Source organism: Nocardioides sp. Z13_37, assembly GCF_058355585.1.
The window spans coordinates 192,482-209,467 of sequence record NZ_JBZGDV010000006.1 but is presented as its reverse complement, the minus strand read 5'-3'; the positions used below and the strand labels follow the sequence as shown (position 1 = coordinate 209,467).

Annotated in this window: 14 protein-coding genes; 2 read left to right on the top strand and 12 right to left on the bottom strand. The window is 74.3% G+C overall.

What is annotated here, in order from left to right:
- Positions 1-4 precede the first annotated feature (4 nt).
- Genes AC4H2S_RS15430 through AC4H2S_RS15405 form a run of 6 tightly spaced genes read right to left on the bottom strand, consistent with a single transcriptional unit; the run spans position 5 to position 8,033 of the window.
- Positions 5-2,257 (bottom strand): Ig-like domain repeat protein, encoded by a 2,253-nt coding sequence (locus tag AC4H2S_RS15430; RefSeq protein ID WP_491497856.1) that lies wholly within the window; start codon positions 2,255-2,257, stop codon positions 5-7.
- Positions 2,254-3,717, bottom strand: coding sequence for a hypothetical protein (locus AC4H2S_RS15425; protein ID WP_491497855.1), 1,464 nt, complete (start codon positions 3,715-3,717; stop codon positions 2,254-2,256). Before AC4H2S_RS15425 ends, AC4H2S_RS15430 begins: the two co-directional genes overlap by 4 nt.
- Positions 3,714-4,919: a hypothetical protein gene (locus AC4H2S_RS15420; RefSeq protein ID WP_491497854.1), complete on the bottom strand. Its 1,206-nt coding sequence runs from the start codon at positions 4,917-4,919 to the stop codon at positions 3,714-3,716. The genes AC4H2S_RS15425 and AC4H2S_RS15420 overlap by 4 nt, the downstream gene beginning before the upstream one ends.
- Complete coding sequence (locus tag AC4H2S_RS15415; RefSeq protein WP_491497853.1) at positions 4,913-5,764, bottom strand: heme ABC transporter ATP-binding protein; 852 nt, start codon at positions 5,762-5,764, stop codon at positions 4,913-4,915. The genes AC4H2S_RS15420 and AC4H2S_RS15415 overlap by 7 nt, the downstream gene beginning before the upstream one ends.
- Positions 5,761-6,879, bottom strand: coding sequence for a FecCD family ABC transporter permease (locus tag AC4H2S_RS15410; protein ID WP_491497852.1), 1,119 nt, complete (start codon positions 6,877-6,879; stop codon positions 5,761-5,763). Before AC4H2S_RS15410 ends, AC4H2S_RS15415 begins: the two co-directional genes overlap by 4 nt.
- A complete protein-coding gene (locus AC4H2S_RS15405) occupies positions 6,876-8,033 on the bottom strand; it encodes a heme/hemin ABC transporter substrate-binding protein (RefSeq protein WP_491497851.1) in 1,158 nt (385 codons plus the stop codon). Before AC4H2S_RS15405 ends, AC4H2S_RS15410 begins: the two co-directional genes overlap by 4 nt.
- A gap of 237 nt (positions 8,034-8,270) precedes the next feature.
- Between AC4H2S_RS15405 and AC4H2S_RS15400 the strand changes: the two genes are divergently transcribed.
- The gene (locus tag AC4H2S_RS15400) at positions 8,271-11,441 is read left to right on the top strand and encodes an LpqB family beta-propeller domain-containing protein (RefSeq protein ID WP_491497850.1); all 3,171 of its coding nucleotides are present in this window, start codon (positions 8,271-8,273) and stop codon (positions 11,439-11,441) included.
- A gap of 83 nt (positions 11,442-11,524) precedes the next feature.
- On the opposite strand, the gene tpx is transcribed toward AC4H2S_RS15400, so the two are convergent.
- On the bottom strand, positions 11,525-12,022 hold the full coding sequence (gene tpx / locus AC4H2S_RS15395) for a thiol peroxidase (RefSeq protein WP_491497849.1): 498 nt from the start codon (positions 12,020-12,022) through the stop codon (positions 11,525-11,527).
- A 38-nt stretch (positions 12,023-12,060) separates the two neighbouring features.
- Between tpx and AC4H2S_RS15390 the strand changes: the two genes are divergently transcribed.
- A complete protein-coding gene (locus AC4H2S_RS15390) occupies positions 12,061-13,380 on the top strand; it encodes a DUF2252 domain-containing protein (protein ID WP_491497848.1) in 1,320 nt (439 codons plus the stop codon).
- Between the two features lie 28 nt (positions 13,381-13,408).
- Here AC4H2S_RS15390 and AC4H2S_RS15385 read toward each other — a convergent pair whose 3' ends face one another.
- The 5 genes from AC4H2S_RS15385 to AC4H2S_RS15365 are packed head-to-tail and all read right to left on the bottom strand — an operon-like array spanning position 13,409 to position 16,973.
- Positions 13,409-14,401, bottom strand: a complete 993-nt coding sequence (locus AC4H2S_RS15385) for an aldo/keto reductase (protein ID WP_491497847.1) — start codon at positions 14,399-14,401, stop codon at positions 13,409-13,411.
- 34 nt (positions 14,402-14,435) lie between these two features.
- The gene (locus AC4H2S_RS15380) at positions 14,436-14,810 is read right to left on the bottom strand and encodes a MerR family transcriptional regulator (protein ID WP_491497846.1); all 375 of its coding nucleotides are present in this window, start codon (positions 14,808-14,810) and stop codon (positions 14,436-14,438) included.
- A 46-nt stretch (positions 14,811-14,856) separates the two neighbouring features.
- The gene (locus tag AC4H2S_RS15375) at positions 14,857-15,654 is read right to left on the bottom strand and encodes an NAD-dependent epimerase/dehydratase family protein (protein WP_491497845.1); all 798 of its coding nucleotides are present in this window, start codon (positions 15,652-15,654) and stop codon (positions 14,857-14,859) included.
- A gap of 7 nt (positions 15,655-15,661) precedes the next feature.
- Positions 15,662-16,474, bottom strand: a complete 813-nt coding sequence (locus AC4H2S_RS15370) for a purine-nucleoside phosphorylase (protein WP_491497844.1) — start codon at positions 16,472-16,474, stop codon at positions 15,662-15,664.
- A gap of 46 nt (positions 16,475-16,520) precedes the next feature.
- Complete coding sequence (locus AC4H2S_RS15365; RefSeq protein ID WP_186341381.1) at positions 16,521-16,973, bottom strand: gamma-glutamylcyclotransferase; 453 nt, start codon at positions 16,971-16,973, stop codon at positions 16,521-16,523.
- Positions 16,974-16,986 lie beyond the last annotated feature (13 nt).

Genomic DNA, 16,986 nt, shown 5'->3' with positions numbered 1-16,986 from the left:
GTCCTCACTTCACTCGGAAGGTGCGGGTCACCTTCGCCTTGCCCACGGCGTCGTTGCCAGGGACCTTTGCCACCAGGGAGTACCTCCCGGCGGGGAGCTTGGGCAGCCTCGCGCGGACCGTGCCGGCCTTGATCCGCACCTTCAGCGACGCGACCCTCTTGCCCTTCGCGGTGCGGAGGAGCACGGTCGCCCTGCCGGTGGCGAGCTCGCTGACCGTCACGACGGCGGTGCCGCGCTTGCCGGCCCGGGGCCTGGTGCCCCACGTGAGCCTCGCGAAGCCCTTCGCCGGCTCCCCGAGCGTGCCCGGCTGCGGCACCGGGGTGGGCGTGGGAGTCGGGGTCGGAGTCGGGGTGGGAGTCGGGGTGGGTGCGGTGACCGTGACCGTCGTCGTCGCGGTGCCGGCCTCGTGGTTGCGGTCGCCGGCGTAGGTCGCGGTGAGCGTGTGCTGGCCGACGGCGAGCCCGCCGACGGCGAGCTCAGCCGTGCCACCGACGACGTCGGCCGAGCCCAGGGCGGTGGCTCCCTCGGCGATGCTCACCGCACCCGTCGCGGCGGCGGGCAGCGCCACCGAGACGGACACCGGCTCGGGCGCGGTGGCGCCCTGCGCCCGCACGGTCATCGCAGGGACGGCCTTCGCGACGGTCGCGGTCGTGGTGGTGGCGGCGCCGGCGGTGGCGGGGTCTCCCGAGTACGTCACCGACAGGTGCCTGGTGCCGGCCCCGGGACGGCGCAGCCGGAGGACCGCGGCGCCGGAGTCGAGGCTGGCACGTCCCACGACGGCGTTCCCCTCGCGGAGGGTGACTGTGCCCGCGACGCTCCCCGACCCGGTCACGTCGACGGTGACGAGCTGGTCGTCGCCGAAGACGACGTCCGGCGCGTCGACCTCGACCGTGGCAGCGGAGTCGGCGAACCTGATCGGCGTGAAGGTCTCGTAGAGCGCCTGCGTCGCGCCGGAGCCGGGGTAGGTGTAGACGCCGTAGTTGCCCGTGGTCGCGGCGGCGTCCATCGCTGCCTTGTCCACGACCAGCGTCGCGGTGAAGCTGCCGTCGGGGTCGAGCACGACCGCCGACGAGGCCTGGCTGCCGAGCGCCGCGACGTCCTCGGCGCGCACGGCCCACCTGAGGCCCGCGCCGCCCTGGTTGACCCGCGCCGTGGACGGTGCGCCCTCCGAGGGACGCCACACGTCGGCGTAGCGGCCGAAGGCGATGTAGGCGCCGCCGGGCTTGCCGGCGAGCGGCGGGCGGGTGCCGGTGGCGAGGGCCGGGTCGAAGCCCGTGCCCTCGACCGTCACCTCCTGCTCACCGGTCGGGAGCAGGGTCGTGCGGGTCACGGTGACCCGGGGCGCCCACGAGACGGACAGCGGGGTGGCGACCTTGCGTGCGTCGACGCTGCCGCCGCTGGAGTACCAGTACGACGCCGTCCCGACCGCTTCCTGGAAGTCGATGAACGACTGCGGGAAGGAGCCGGCCGTCGTCGGGTCGGCCGTCGACTGCGGGGTGGTGCCGGGCGCCGTGGCGACGGTGACGCCGAGGTAGTCGGGCGTGACGGTGAGCCCGCTGGTCGTGAGGTCGACGCCGGTGAGGTCGGCGAGGGTGACCTCGGTCGCGGGGAGGGCGCTCCACTGCGACTGGTCGCCCATCTGCGAGCCGTAGCCGCTGAGCGTGGCGGTCAGGGTGCCGCTGCCGTCGGTGACGCTCAGCTCGGGGTCAGACACGTGGAAGAAGGACATGCCGGAGTAGTAGACGACCGTGAAGTCGCCGTCCCACGAGATGGTGCCGGTGTCCGTCGCCGGGTCGACCGTGCCGGTCCCGTTGGCGAAGGAGACCACGTTCTCCGACAGGGTGGCGCCGGCGTTGACGGTCTGGCCGGCCGCGTTGGTCCTGGTGCCCTGCCAGGTGGTGGGGGCGTAGCTGCCGTCGGCCTGCTTGTCCTCGATGGTGACGTTGCCCTCGCTGGCCGACCACCCGGCCGGCCTGCCGTTGGTCCAGGTGGCGCCCCGGTCGGAGGCCGTGAGGGTCTGGGAGCCGGCGCCGGGGTCGTGCAGCCTGCCCGCGGAGAACAGGTTCCAGGTGCCCGGCGCGAAGGCGCCTCCGGTGCTCTCCTTGTTGAGGTCCCAGCGGAGCTCGGCGTGGTCGACGGTCGTGGTCGCCGCCTGCGCCGGCGCGGGGCTCGCGAGGACCGCGATCCCCCCGGCGAGGAGCGCCAGGCTTGCGATGCTGCCCACGGAGCGGCGGGTGCCGCTGTGCGCGTGCTTCATTTCTTTCCTTCCACAGGGTTGCTGACCAGGTTGGTGCTGATCAGGGTGGTGCTGATCAGGGTGGTTGCGAGCGCTCCGAGCAGCAGCACGCAGCCGAGCAGCCACAGGGTGTGGGTCTCGGTCTCGCCGGCCGCGGCTGCGGCCGGCATCGGGGGGTCGGAGGTGGTGGCCGAGACCAGCAGCGGCTGGACGGCCAGCGGCGTGCCGCCCACCCCCGCGGCAGCGGCGCCGGAGGCGTCCGGGTCGGCCGCGCCGGGATCGGCGCCGGCCAGCCCGTCGGGGTCCGGCGCCGTCATGTCGCCCGGGCGGGCCGTGGGCGTCGCGACCGGGGGAGTCGTGGGGCTCGTGGTGGGGTCGGCCGTGGGCGTCTTCGTCGGTCCCTGGCCCGATCCCTGGCCCGATCCCTGGCCCGGTCCCTGGCCCGCGCCCTTGGTCGGTCCCTTGGTCGGGCCCGTGGTGGGCGAGGTGCCCGAGCCCTTCGTGGGCGCGGCCGTCGGGTTGGGCGTGGGGGTCGCGACGGGCGCGCCCGCCCAGCTCACCGTGAGGGGGAGGGCCGGCTTGAAGGCGTCGGTGGCGCCACCGGTGGAGTACCAGTAGCCGGCCGTGCCCGCCCTCGCGAGGAAGTCGAGGAAGCTGCTGGGGAAGGCTCCCTTCCAGGGCCCGCCCACCTGGGTCGCCTGGTCGGCGGGTGCCTGCCAGGCGACGCCGAGGTAGGCCGGCGTGCTGGCGAAGCCGTCGGAGGCGGCGAGGTCGACCTCCGCACGCGGCAGGTCCGCCAGCACGACCCGGGTGGGCGGCAGCGGGGTCCACTGCGACTGGTCGTCCATGTCGGAGGCGTGGCCGCCGAGGGTCGCCGTCAGCTGGGCCCGCTCGGGGGTCACCTCGAGGGTCGGGTCGGTGACGGTGAAGTAGCTGAGCCCGGAGTAGAAGACCACCGAGAAGGACCCCGTCCACGAGATGGTGGCGGATCCGGTAGCGGGGTCGACCGTGCCGGAGCCCGCGTCGAGCACCACCTGGTGGTTGCTGAACCGGCCGCTGGTCGGGCTGGGGATGGCCGTGCCCTGCGGGGTCGTGGTGAGCCCGGCCCACGTGGCAGCGGCGTACGAGCCGTCGGCCTGCTGCTTCTCGATCCGCACGTTGCCGTCGGCCGCCTTCCAGGCGCTCTGCGGCAGGGTCGTGCCGCCGCGGCCCGGGTCGGGCACGACGCCCGCGGACAGGAAGTTGTGGCTCTGGGGGGCGAAGGCCCGGTTGTTGGCCTCGTTGGAGAGGCCCCACCGCAGCTGCGCGCCGGTGACGGCGAACGGCTCGCCGCCCGCCGGGGCCGCTCCCCGGGCCGGCTCGACGGCCGGGGAGAAGGGGGCGACCGCGAGCAGCAGCACGGCGAGGGTCGTCAGGGCGGTGGCGGCCAGCGCGACGACCCCGGTCCGGGCGGTCGTACGACCGCGAGCGGCGGCGCTCATGCCACGGCCTCGGCCGCGACCGGGCGCCGGAGGCGGCGACGCAGCCGCAGGCGCAGGACGAGCAGGACGAGGGAGCCGGTGAGCGCGAGTCCCGCGAGCGCGACGAACGCCGTCGCGGCCACGTCGCCGTCGTCGTCGGCGACCGGGGCGGCGTCGGCCGGCGACCCACCAGGGGCCGCCGCCCGCACCGGGAACCGCTCGCGCGGTCGCGCCCCGGAGGCCGCGCCGACGAGCCGCAGCTCGTGCGTGCCCCCGGCGATGTCCACGGGCAGGGACATCACGCCGGCCACGTCCCCCGCGGCTCCCGCCACCAGGGGACCGAGGGCCACCACGCCGTCGTCGAGGAGGGCAAGCACCTGCTCGCCGGGCTCGAAGCCGCGCCCGGTGAAGGCGAGCGCCCGGCCGGCCTGCGCCGTCTGCCGTTCGGTGAGGACCGTCGGGCGACCGCGCCGCGGGTCGTGGCGACCGGCCGACCCGGCCGCCGCAGCCGACCCGGCCGCTCCCGACGGTTCGGCCCCGGTCCCGGCTGCCCCGCCGCCGCCGGCGCTCGCGGCCTCGTCGGACCGCTCCGGCGTCGGCTGCGTCTGCGTCTGGGGCGGCGCCGCGTCGTCGGCCCGGGCCGCGCCGAAGCGGATCGGGGTGAACGTCTCGTTGCGGGCGTTCTTCAGCCCGTGGGCGCCGAAGGTGATCACCCCGCAGGTGACCGTGCGGCAGTCGACGTCGACCAGGTCGCCGTCGCGGTCGACGGCCCGGAACGTCGGCCCGGGCACGGTGAGGGAGACGGTGAACGCGCCGGCCCGGGTCATCACCGCCTGCGCCTCGCCGGTGGTGGAGCTGCCGGGGAAGGAGACGAAGCGGAGGTAGCCGGCGTTGTCCCCGCTCTCGGAGTCGGGGACGTAGCGGTAGTCGCGGCCGGTCACCCCGCCGCGCGAGGGCCGCCACCCGCCGCCCGCCGGATCGCGGACCCAGCCGAACGCGACGTAGACGCCGCCGAAGCCGCCCGGCACCGCCTGGAACCCCGACCCCCGGACCGTGAAGGTCGTCGCCCGGCCGTCGTCGGCCAGCGCCGTCCCGCGGTCGTTGCTGATGCCGATCCGCGCCTCGGCGTGCGCCGGGGTGGCGGTGACGAGCACGCCACCGAGGGCGAGGACGCCGCTCGCGAGGGCGGCGGCGTGTCGGGTGGTGCGGCGGTGGGTCAGCACGGGTCCTCCTGGGACAGCGGGTCGTCGAGGGCAGGGGCGGGCCTGCGGTCGGCGAGCACGATCGGGTCGCCGGTGCGCGGGTGGGCCACCACCTCGATCCGGTGGCGGTAGACGCGGGTGAGCAGCGCCGGGTCGAGGACCTCGCGGGGGGTGCCGACGGCCGCCACGCGGCCGTCCTCGAGCAGCACCATCCGGTCGGCGTGGGCGGCCGCGAGGGTCAGGTCGTGGAGCACGACCAGGACGGCGGCCCCGGCAGCGGCACGCCGGCGGGCGGTGGCGAGCAGGGTCTCCTGGTGCCCGATGTCGAGCGCGGCGGTCGGCTCGTCGAGCATCAGGATCCCCGTCTGCTGCGCGAGCACGCGCGCGAAGGAGGCGCGGCCCTTCTCGCCGCCGGAGAGCGATCCGAAGGAGCGGACGGCGAGGTGCTCGACCTCGGTGGTCTGCATCGCGACGGCGACCTCGAGGTCGTCGAGGTCCTCCTCGGGGTGGCCGCGCCACGGCGCGCGGCCCATCTCGACGACCTCGCGCACGGGGAACGGGAAGGACACGCGCTGCTCCTGCGTGAGCACGGCGCGCTCGCGGGCGAGTGCCTGGAGGCGCCACTGCCGCACCGGGCGGCCGTGCACCGTGACGGTGCCGCGCTCCGGCTCGAGGTCCCCGGCGACGACCGCGAGCAGGGTGGACTTGCCGGTGCCGTTGGGCCCGACGAGGGCGAGCACCTCGCCGGCGTGGAGGTCGAGGTCGACGTCGTCGAGGACGCGGCGGGTGCCGAAGGACGTCGTCACCCCTCGCACGGACGCGACGGCGGTGCCCACCTCGGCGGTGGCGTGTCGCGCGGCGGTCATGCCCACCCGCCCGACGTACGACGGGTGCGCCAGAGGAGCCAGAAGAAGAACGGGCCGCCGACGAGGGAGGTGAGCATGCCGAGGGGAAGGTCGGAGTAGGCGACCAGCGTGCGTGCCGCCAGGTCGGCCACCACGAGGACCAGGCTGCCCGCGAGCACGCAGGCGGGCAGGACCAGGCGGTGGCCGGGCCCGGTCACCATCCGCACGAGGTGGGGCACGACGAGCCCGACGAACCCCACGATCCCGCAGAACGACACGGCGGCGGCGGTGAGCAGCGCGACGACGACGATCAGGCCGATGCGCAGGCCCTCCACGTGGACGCCGAGGTGGCGGGCGGGGCGTTCGCCGAGGGCCAGCAGGTCGAGGCTGCGCGCGCTGAGCAGCGCCAGGGCGATGCCGAGGACCGTGAGCGGGGCGACGACGGCGACGTAGGGCCACCGGCTGCCGTTGAGGCTGCCGAGCTGCCAGAAGACGATCTGCTCACGGGCCTGGGTGTCGCCGAGGAACATCAGCATCGCCAGCAGCGCGCCCGCCACGGCGTTGACCGCGATGCCGGTGAGGACGAGCGTCACCACCTCGGTACGACCGCCGGAGCGGGCGAGCGCGTAGACGACCAGGGTGGTGAGCAGGCCTCCGGCGAAGGCGGCGACGGCGACGGTCCAGTCGCCGGCGAAGGTGAGCCCGAAGACGATGACCGTCGCCGCGGCGACGGCGGCGCCGGACGAGACGCCCACGATGCTGGGCTCGGCGAGCGGGTTGCCGAAGACGCCCTGCATCAGGGCTCCGGCGACCGCGAGCGCGGCGCCGACCAGCGCCGCCATCGCCACCCGCGGGAAGCGCACGCTCCACAGGGTGTCGTCACCGCGGGGATGGGTGGGCAGCGGCAGCCGGTCGATGCCGAGGCGGTGCAGCAGCGACCCCGCCACCTCGTCGGCGGGGACGGCCAGCTGTCCCGACCCCGCGGAGACGATCAGGGCGGCGACGAGTGCGGCACCGAGGAGGGCGAAGAACGCCGTGAGCGCGAGCGGGCGCGCCCCGCGGACCCGCGCTCGAGCCTGCGGCCGGGGACGGGGGTGCAGGGCCGGGGCGGGCCGCGCAGCGACGGGGGCCGTCACAGCGAGTCCGGCGCGTAGAGGGCGATGGCGAGCGCGTTGAGGACGTCGGCGGTGCGCGGGCCGTAGCTGAGCACCTGGTCGTCGTCCATGGCGACGATGCGCTCGTTGTCGCCGGCCGGCGTCTGGGCCAGGGCGGGGAACCGCTCGAGCAGCCCGTCGACGCCGCCGACCGAGTCGAGGCCCTTGCTCATCATCAGCACCACGTCGGGCTGGGCCGAGACGAGGCCCTCGTCGGTCAGCGGCCGCATGCCCGTCCAGCCGATCTCGGCGCTGACGTCGTAGCCCCCCACGGCCTCGACGAGCGAGTCGGCGCCGGAGTCCTGGCCGAACATGTAGTAGACGCCCGAGCTGCCGCGCACGTAGAGGAAGACGGTGCGCAGCCGGTCGGTGACCTTCTCCGGCGCGAGGCGCGCGATGGCCTTCCTGGTCGCCTCCGCCTCGGCGGTGATGCGCGCGCCGAGGCGCCTGCCTTCGCGGGGCACACCGAGCGCGTCCGCCACCTGGCTGCTCAGCGGCGCGAGGTTGTCGAGCCCACGGTGGGAGTCGGTGACCACCACGGGGATGCCGGCGTCTCGGAGCTGGAGCACCACGTCCCACGGGCCGAGGGAGGTGTCGGTGAGCACGACCGTCGGGTCGAGGGCGAGGATCGCCTCGGCGTTGAGCTCGTGGCCGTTGCCGGTCACGAGCGGGCGGTCGGCGATCGCGGCGAACTGCGAGGAGGTGTCGCGACCGACCACCCGATCGCCGAGTCCGAGCTCGAAGACCGTCCGGGCGAGGGTGCCGTGGACGTCGAGCGCGAGGATCCGCGAGGCGTCGGTCACGGTGACCTCGGTGCCCTGCGCGTCGGTGACGGTGACCGGCAGGCGGGGCGTCGGGTCGTCGGCGACCGGGTCGACGTCGCTGTCGGGCAGCGCGATGTCGACCACCCCGGTCCAGGACCGGGGGTCGGCCAGCGGCTCGACGTCGGAGACCGAGGGGATCGCGGTGGACGCGGCCGGAGCCGAGGCGCTCGGCGAGGCGACGGGGGCGCAGGCGCCGAGCAGCAGCGCGGTGGCGACGGCGGTGACGGCGGTGACGGCGCAGGTGGCTGCGCGGACGGCGGAGGTCGTCCCCGAGCGCCGACCACGGCGGCGGGGAGCGGGAGAGCTGAGCATGTCTACCTTTGGTTAGGCTTACCTAAGTAAGCGGAGCCTAACCTACGTCGAATCCAGCCCGCCATGCGACCAAAGTCGCAGGACCCGGCTCCTTCCGGACGGGGGCTCGTGCCCGCGCCCGACCGCTGGCCGCACAGCTCCGACCGCTGGTCCCCGAGCGAGTGGCGCGACGGCGCTGAAGATGCGCACAGTGACGGTGGTCACACCTCGGCGACCACTCACTCTCGGGAGCACCACATGGACACGACACGGAAGACCCCACGCCTGCTGCGGGTGGGCGCGACCGGCACCTCGCTGGCCGTCGCCGCCGCGCTGCTGGCAGCAGCACCACCGGTCGGCGCCGCCGACGACGGCTCGACCCAGCCCCGCGCCCGCACCGTCACCCTCACCGAGGGCACCAACATCGCCGCGGCGCTCGCGCCCGACGGCTCGGTGGTGATGGACCTCCACGGCATCCTCCACCGGGTCCCCGCCGGCGGCGGCACGACCCGGCGGCTCACGACCGTCGCCGACGAGGCGGCACGTCCCGACGTGGGGCCCGACGGCCGCATCGTCTTCCAGGCCTACCGCGATGGCGGCTACCACCTCTGGACGATCCGACCCGACGGCGGCGACCTGACGCGGCTCACCAGCGGCGGCTTCGACGACCGCGAGCCCCGCTGGTCGCCCGACGGGGCGCACGTCGCGTTCTCCTCCGACCGCGGCGGCAGCTATGACATCTGGAGCCTCGAGGTCGCCACGGGCGCGCTGACGCGGTGGACCGACGGCCCGGGCCAGGAGTTCACGCCCTCCTGGTCGCCCGACGGCACCCGGGTGGTCCACGTCGCCGACAACGAGGTGGTGGCCACCGACCGCGCCGGCGCCTCGACGGTGCTCGTGGCCCGGCCGGCGCAGGGCGTCACCCTCAACGTCCCGGCGATGGCGCCGGACGGCCATCGGGTCGCCTACGTCGAGCAGCAGGGCACGCGCGCCGACCTCATGGTCGACGGCCGGCCCGTCACCCAGGGCCAGGACGTCTTCCTCTTCACCCCGGAGTGGACCGGGCCCGACGGGCTCCTCTACACCGCCGACGGCGGCATCCGCACCGTCGTCGCGTCGAGCGGCGCCACCGCCTCGATCCGCTTCCGCGCCGACGTCCGGCTGACCGGGCGCACCTATCCGAAGAAGACGCACGACTTCGACTCCCGGGCGCCCCGGCGCCTCTCCGGGGTGCTCACGCCCCAGCTCTCGCCCGACGGGAAGCGGGTGCTCTTCGTCGCCCTCAACGACCTGTGGGTGATGCGGATCGGCGGCACGCCGCGGCGCCTGACGCGCGACTCCTACCAGGAGGTCAACCCCGTCTGGTCGCGCGACGGGCGCCGGATCGCCTACAGCTCCGACAGGGCCGGCACCCAGGACGTCTACGTCCGCGACCTGCGCTCGGGCAGGCAGCGCCGGGTGACGGCCCTGCCCTCCGCCGAGGTCTCGGCGTCGTTCTCCCCGGACGGGGAGTCCATGGCGTTCCAGGACGAGACGGGTGCGACGTACGTCCTCGACCTCGCGAGCGGTGACGTGCGCGAGCTGGTGACGCCGCTGTTCGGGCCCGGCCGGCCCACGTGGTCGGCGGACTCGCGGACGCTGGCGTTCGCCGCCGTCCGGCCCTACTCCCAGCGGTTCCGCGAGGGCGTGAGCCAGATCCTCGTCGTCGACGTCGCGACCGGCGCCCAGCGCTACGTCGAGCCGGGCGAGCGCCACGCGTCGCTGTCCACCCGCGGCGACGACGGCCCCGTCTGGTCTCCCGACGGCTCCCGGATCGCCTTCGTCATGGCCTCGCAGCTGCACGTGATGGCCGTCGACGCGACCGGCACCCCGACCGGGGCGCCGCGACGGGTCAACCGCGAGGTGGCCGACGCGCCGTCGTGGAGCGGTGACTCCCGCCGGCTGCTCTACCTCTCCCAGGGCCGGCTGCGCCTGGCCGACGTCCGCACCGGCAAGGCCCGCACCATCGACGTGCCGCTGCGCTACCGCCCGAAGGTCCGCACCGGGCGCCAGGTCGTCCACGCGGGCCGCTTCTGGGACGGGAGGTCCAGGTCGCTGCGTCGCAACGTCGACATCACCATCGTCGACAACCGGATCCGCAGCATCACCCCGCACCGTCCGCACCGCTCGGGCCGCGTGGTCGACGCCTCCGGACTGACCGTCATGCCGGGGCTGATGGACTCCCACGTCCACCAGGCCTACGAGTCCCGCTTCTTCGGCGACCGGCAGGGCCGCGTCAGCCTCGCGTGGGGCATCACCTCGACGCTGTCGGTGGGCGACCAGGTCTACCGCGCGATGGAGGACCGCGACTCGCTGCGCGCCGGCGCCCGGGTCGGGCCGCGCTTCTACGCCACCGGCGAGCCGGTCGACGGGGCGCGGGTCTACTACAACTTCATGCGGCCCACCACGACCGACGCGCAGGTGCGGCGCGAGCTGACCCGGGCGCGGCGGATGGACTACGACTTCGTGAAGTCCTACGTCCGGCTCCAGGCGACCCGCATGGCGATGGTGGTCTCCGCCGCCCATGCGCTCGGCGTGCCGTCGTCCTCGCACTACCTGACGCCGGGGGCGATGGTCGGCCAGGACGGCACGACGCACCTCGCCGCGACCCAGCGGCTCGGCTATGCGCACACGCTCACGCCGACGGGGCACAGCTACGCCGACGTCCCGGCGCTCTACGGCCAGGGCAACCGCACCGTGACCACCACCTTGTTCACCACCGACTTCCTCACCACCGGGGAGCTCGAGGGTGACCGCCGGCTGCGCCTGCTCCCGCCGTGGAAGCGGGAGGCGCTGCTCGCGGCGACGGCCGACAACGCCGCCGAGCCGAAGGATCCCGCCTGCTCCTCCGCCGAGTGCATGGAGGTGCGGGCCCTGCTGCGCATCCACCGCGCCGGTGGCCAGGTGCTCGTCGGCACCGACAGCCCGCTCGACAACGTCGCGATCGGGGTGCACGCCAACCTGCAGGAGATGGTCGGCTACGGGTGGACGCCGTACGCCGCGCTACGGGCGGCGATCGTCACGCCCGCGCGCTACCTCGGGGTCAGCGACGACGTCGGCACGCTCGAGCCGGGCAAGGTGGCCGACCTGATCGCCGTGCAGGGCAACCCGCTGCGTGACATCGACGCCGCCGCGCGCGTGCGGATGACGATGGTCGGGGGACAGCGCCACACCCCGCGCCAGCTGCTGAAGCCGTTCCGCAGGGTGCGGGCCTCCGAGCGCGGCGACGCGCTGCCGGGGCCGCGTCCCGCCACGTCGGTGCGCAGCCGGGTGCCCGCCTCGGCCGGCAGCAGGTTCTGGTGGCACGACCCCGACGTCGTCGCCGAGCAGTACGCCCACGCCTGCGACGCCTACGAGGCGCTGGCCCACCAGGGCCGGCACGACCACTGAGGAGTGCCCGGGCTCGTCCGGACGCGCGTGTGGCCGCGGACCCGTCGGGGTCCGCGGCCACACGCCGGTGCGTCGGGGGGCGCTCAGCCCAGGGCGGCCACCGCGGCGTCGTAGTCGGGCTCGTCGCCGACCGCGTCGGTGAGCTGGGTGTAGAGCACGGTGCCGTCGGTGTCGATGACCACCACGGCGCGGGCGAAGAGCTGGTCCCAGCCGCCGCCGTCGATCGCCACGCCGTAGTCCTGGCCGAACGAGGAGCGGAAGGCCGAGCCGACCAGGACGTCCTCGATGCCCTCGGCACCGCAGAAGCGGGCCTGGGCGAAGGGCAGGTCGCGCGAGACGCAGACCACGGCGGTGTTGTCGAGGCCGGACGCGAGCTCGTTGAACCTCCGCACGCTCGCCTGGCACACGCCGGTGTCGATGCTCGGGAAGATGTTGAGCACCACCCGCTTGCCGGCGAGGTCGGCGTCGGTGAGCGCCTGGAACGAGGAGTCGACCAGCTCGAAGCCGGGAGCCTTCGTCCCCACGGCGGGGAGCTCGCCGACGGTGCTGATCGTGTTGGGGCCAAGTTGTGTGGTTGCCATGACGCCAACCTACTGGCCGCCAGACCTAGAGTGCCCGCATGGCCACCGCGCGCACCGCCGACCGGACCGACACCATCATCGAGGTGCTCCGTGACGCGTTCGCCCCGCTGATGCGCGCCGACCCGGCGGCCTTCCGCAGGAAGTACCGCACGATGGCCCGCGACCCGCACGCGTTCTACCGGGGCAGCGCGTGCCTGTTCTACCGCGACGTGACGGCCGAGGAGGACGACTGGGCCGCGCACGGCGCGGAGCGGATCTGGATCCACGGCGACCTGCACGTGGAGAACTTCGGCACCTACCTCAACTCCGCCGGCCGGCTGATCTTCGACATCAACGACTTCGACGAGGCCTACCTCGGCAGGTTCACGTGGGACCTGCAGCGCTTCGCGGCGAGCCTGGCCCTCCTCGGCTGGCAGAAGGCGCTGCCGGAGGACGCGATCCGCAAGCTGGTGACGCGCTACGCGCGCAGCTACCTCGCGCAGGTCAACCACTACGTCGCCTCCGACGACGACCACGACTTCGCCATCCGCCTCGACAACGCCGAGGGACCGATCCTCGCCGCGCTGACCGTCGCGCGCGAGGTGCGGCGCGCCGACCTCCTCGACCACCTCACGGTGGTGGAGCGGGGCACCCGGCGCTTCGCCGAGGACGCGAGCACGCGACGGCTGCCGCGCGAGGAGCGGACGAAGGTCGTCGCCGCGTTCCGCGCCTACCTCGACACGATCCCGGAGTCCAAGCGCTTCGACCGCGACCTGTTCTACGAGCTGCGCGACGTGGTGGGCAAGACGGGCTTCGGCATCGGCAGCGCCGGGCTGCCGGCGTACAACGTGCTGGTGGAGGGCTACAGCCAGGCGCTGGACAACGACGTGGTGCTGAGCATGAAGCAGGCCAACGTGCCGGCCCTGAGCCGATTCGTGGACACCGCTGAGGTGGACGCCTACTTCGAGCACGAGGGCCACCGCACCGCGGTGAGCCAGCGGGCGCTGCAGGTGCACACCGACCCGCTCCTCGGGCACACCGCCATCGACGGCGTCGGCTACGTGGTCTCGGAGGTCTCGCCCTACGAGGTCGACCTCGACTGGAGCGAGATCAACGAGCCCGCGGACATGCGGTCGGTGGTGGACCTGCTCGGTCGCGCGACCGCCAAGATCCACTGCGCCTCCGACGAGGACAGCCAGCAGGACCTGGTCGACTTCCAGGTCGAGACGGCGCTCGCCGCCGCGCTGGAGGGTCGTCGCAACGACTTCGTGTCGTGGCTGGGCGACTGGGGCATCGCCTACGCCGAGCGGGTGCGGGCCGACCACGCGCTGTTCGTCGACGCCTTCCGCGAGGGCCGGGTCGGGATCGCCTCGACGTGACCCGGGCCCGGCCCCGCGGGCGACGCGCTCAGGCGTCGATGGTGGACATGTCGCCGTAGCGGTCGCCGGCGACGGCCTCGCGCGGCACGGCCTGCTCCAGCGCGGCCAGGTCGTCGCCGGTGAGGTCGACGTCGAGCGCGCCGACGTTCTCCTCGAGGTAGCGCACGCGCTTGGTGCCGGGGATCGGCGCGACGCCGAGGGTGTCGTCGCCCTGGGCGAGCACCCAGGCGAGCGCGAGCTGGCCGGGGGTGCACGCCTTGGCGGCGGCGATCTCGCGGACCTTGTCGACGAGGGCCAGGTTGGCGTCGAGGGCGTCGCCGCTGAAGCGCGGGAACATCCCGGCGGCCCGGGAGTCCTCGGACTCCAGCGACTCGCGGGTGACGGCGCCGGTCAGGATGCCGCGCCCGAGCGGGGAGTAGGGGACCAGGCCGATGCCGAGCTCACGCAGCACCGGGATGATCTGGTCCTCGACATCGCGGGTGAACAGCGAGTACTCCGACTGCAGCGCGGTGATCGGGTGCGTCGCGTGGGCCCGGCGGATCGTCTCGGCGGACGCCTCCGACAGGCCGAGGTGGCGGACCTTGCCCGCCTCGACGAGCTCCTTCATCGCGCCCACGGTCTCTTCGATGGGCACCGACCGGTCGACCCGGTGCTGGTAGTAGAGGTCGATGTGGTCGACGCCGAGCCGCTCGAGGGAGGCGTCGCACGCGCGGCGGACGTAGTCGGGCGAGCCGTTGATGCCGACCCAGGAGCCGTCGGGGTTGCGCTCGTTGCCGAACTTGGTGGCGAGCTGCACCTCGTCGCGCCGGCCGGCGATCGCCCGGCCGACCAGCTGCTCGTTGGTGAACGGGCCGTACATGTCGGCGGTGTCGAGGAAGGTCACGCCGAGGTCGAGAGCGCGGTGGATCGTGTCGATGCCCGACTGCTCGTCGGGGGTGCCGTAGAACTCCGACATCCCCATGCAGCCCAGGCCGAGCGCCGAGACGGTGAGGGTGCCGATCTGTCGTGTCTGGATGGTCATGGCCCCCACCCTTCGCCTTCGAGCGCGCTCCAGGTCAAGGGGTCGGCGCGACCTGGTGCTCGTAGAGGGCGATCTTGTGGTCGATGGCGCGGAGGTGGGAGGTCACGTCGGCGAGCTCGCGCTCGACGACGTCGCGGTGGGCGAGCAGCAGGCCGAGCCGTTCGGCCTCGTTGCCGTCGCCGGCGCGCACCAGGGCGGCGTAGCGGCGCACGTCACGGATCGGCATGCCGGTGGCCCGCAACCGGGTGACCATCTCGATCCACCGCAGGTCCTCCTCGGTGTAGCGGCGGTGGCCCGACGGGGCCCGCTCCACCGAGTGCAGCAGCAGCCCGTCGCGCTCGTAGTAGCGCAGGGTGTGGGCGGTCAGCCCGCTCCGCGCGGCCGCCTCGGCGATGCTCAGGCTGGTCATCCGACCAGTGTCCGACCTGGAGCGTGCTCGAAGTCAAGCCCCGCGGTCACTCGCCGAGGGCCGGCCGGACCGCCTGCGGCATCGCGTAGGGCCCGCCGACGTACGCGGCCTCCGCGTCGTCGTCCGGCCGGGGCTCGACGCGCCGGGCGTGGGACTCGGCGTCGTCCTGCGGCTCGTAGCCCAGCCGGCGGCCGGGCTCGAGGTCCCACCACGCACGCGTGTTGGCGCTGATGCCGTAGAGCACGGCGTAGCCCGGCGCCGGCGTGGTGAGCGCGGCCTCGACCATGCGCACGCAGTCGCCGGGCGAGAGCCACGTCGACAGGCTGCGCACGCTCGTCGGCTCCTCGAGGAACGAGCCGATGCGGCACGCCACGGCGTCGAGGCCGTGGCGGTCGGCGAAGAGCTGCAGGAGCGCCTCGGCCGCCACCTTGGCGACGCCGTAGTAGGTGTCGGCGCGCGGCGGGGCCTGCACGGTCAGCTCGCCGTCGGCGCGCGGCGTTCTGCCCACGGCGTGGTTGGAGGAGGCGTAGACCATGCGGGGCACGTCGTGGGCGACCATCGCGTCGAGCAGGGCCGCGGTGGTGAGCACGTGGGAGGTCAGCTCGGCAGGCAGCGACGCCTCGCGGGGGACGCCCGCGAGGTGCACGACCGCGTCGAGCGGCTGCGCGGCGAAGGCCGCCTCGACGGCGTCGGAGTCGGCGCAGTCGGCCTCGTGCCAGGGGAAGGGCGTGCCGTCGGGCGCCGGCACCAGGTCGAGGCCGACGACCTCGTGGTCGAGCTCGACGAGCCCGGCCGTGACCACCCGGCCGATGCTGCCGGCCGCGCCGGTGACCAGGATGCGCACCCCGACCTCAGATCCTCGTGACGACCTGGCTGAGCAGGCCGCCCATCCGGCTGGCCGCGGACCGTCCCGCCTCGAGGACCTCCTCGTGGTTGAGCGGCTCGCCGCTCAGGCCGGCGGCGAGGTTGGTGACCAGGCTGATGCCGAGCACCTCCATGCCCGCCTCGCGGGCCGCGATCGCCTCGAGCGTGGTGCTCATGCCGACGAGGTGCCCGCCCATGATGCCCGCCATGCGCACCTCGGCGGGGGTCTCGTAGTGGGGCCCGGGGAACTGCACGTAGACGCCTTCGTCGAGCGAGGGGTCCACCTCCCGGCACATCGCGCGCAGGCGCGGGCTGTAGAGGTCGGTGAGGTCGATGAAGCTGGCGCCCACCACGGGGCTCGTGCCCGTCAGGTTGATGTGGTCGGAGATCAGCACCGGCTGGCCGGGCTGCCACCCCTCCTTGAGCCCGCCGCACCCGTTGGTGAGGACGATGGCCGAGCAGCCGGCCGCGGCCGCCGTGCGGACCGGGTGGACGACGGCGGCGACGCCCTTGCCCTCGTAGAAGTGGGTGCGGGAGAGGAAGACGAGCAGGTTCTTCTCACCGCTGCGGATGGAGCGGATCCTGCCGCTGTGCCCGGCGACCGCGGCGGCGCTGAAGCCGGGCAGGTCGGTGGTGGCGATCTCGGCGGTGGCCTCGCCGAGGGCGTCGACGGCCGGGAGCCAGCCCGAGCCCAGGACCAGGGCGATGTCATGGCGCTCGACGCCGGTCAGCTCGGCGAGCCGGGCGGCGGCCTCGGTGGCGGTCTCGTAGGGCGTGGGGGCGACGGCTGCATGACTCACGTCGCGAACTCTAGACGGACCCGTTCCCGAGCCCGGCCCCCGGCGCTCAGAGCCCGGTGGAGCGGCAGGCGCGCCGGCGCAGGGCGGCGACGTAGTCCTCGGGAGCCCCCGCGGCCTCGGCCGCGTCGGCGAGGACGCCCAGGTAGGACGCCGACGGCAGGCCGCCCTCGTAGGCGTCGAGGACGTAGGCCCACACGACCAGCTCGCCGGTGAGGGTCTGCACCCGCACCTTGGTCTTGCGGTAGAGGCCGGTGTCGGCGGACTCCCAGCCGTCGAGGGCCCGCTCGTCCTCGGGGGTCACGTCGTAGACCGCCACGAACACCTGCTCGAAGGGGTCCTGGACGATGGTCGACAGGGCGCCGTCCCAGCCGTGCTCCTCGCCGCCGAACGTCAGCCGCCAGCCGGTGAGCCAGCCCGTGGAGTGCAGGATCGAGTGGGGGCAGCGCTCACCCATGCGGGCCGGATCGAGGTTGGTCCCGTAGGCGGCGTACAGGGTCACGGGCCACACGATA

What these genes read in the sequence shown, in the direction of transcription:
- AC4H2S_RS15430 (WP_491497856.1), bottom strand. Translation starts at nt 2,257, where the DNA reads ATGAAGCACGCGCACAGCGGCACCCGCCGCTCCGTGGGCAGCATCGCA.
- AC4H2S_RS15425 (WP_491497855.1), bottom strand. Translation starts at nt 3,717, where the DNA reads ATGAGCGCCGCCGCTCGCGGTCGTACGACCGCCCGGACCGGGGTCGTC.
- AC4H2S_RS15415 (WP_491497853.1), bottom strand. Translation starts at nt 5,764, where the DNA reads ATGACCGCCGCGCGACACGCCACCGCCGAGGTGGGCACCGCCGTCGCG.
- AC4H2S_RS15405 (WP_491497851.1), bottom strand. Translation starts at nt 8,033, where the DNA reads ATGCTCAGCTCTCCCGCTCCCCGCCGCCGTGGTCGGCGCTCGGGGACG.
- AC4H2S_RS15400 (WP_491497850.1), top strand. Translation starts at nt 8,271, where the DNA reads ATGGACACGACACGGAAGACCCCACGCCTGCTGCGGGTGGGCGCGACC.
- tpx (WP_491497849.1), bottom strand. Translation starts at nt 12,022, where the DNA reads ATGGCAACCACACAACTTGGCCCCAACACGATCAGCACCGTCGGCGAG.
- AC4H2S_RS15390 (WP_491497848.1), top strand. Translation starts at nt 12,061, where the DNA reads ATGGCCACCGCGCGCACCGCCGACCGGACCGACACCATCATCGAGGTG.
- AC4H2S_RS15385 (WP_491497847.1), bottom strand. Translation starts at nt 14,401, where the DNA reads ATGACCATCCAGACACGACAGATCGGCACCCTCACCGTCTCGGCGCTC.
- AC4H2S_RS15380 (WP_491497846.1), bottom strand. Translation starts at nt 14,810, where the DNA reads ATGACCAGCCTGAGCATCGCCGAGGCGGCCGCGCGGAGCGGGCTGACC.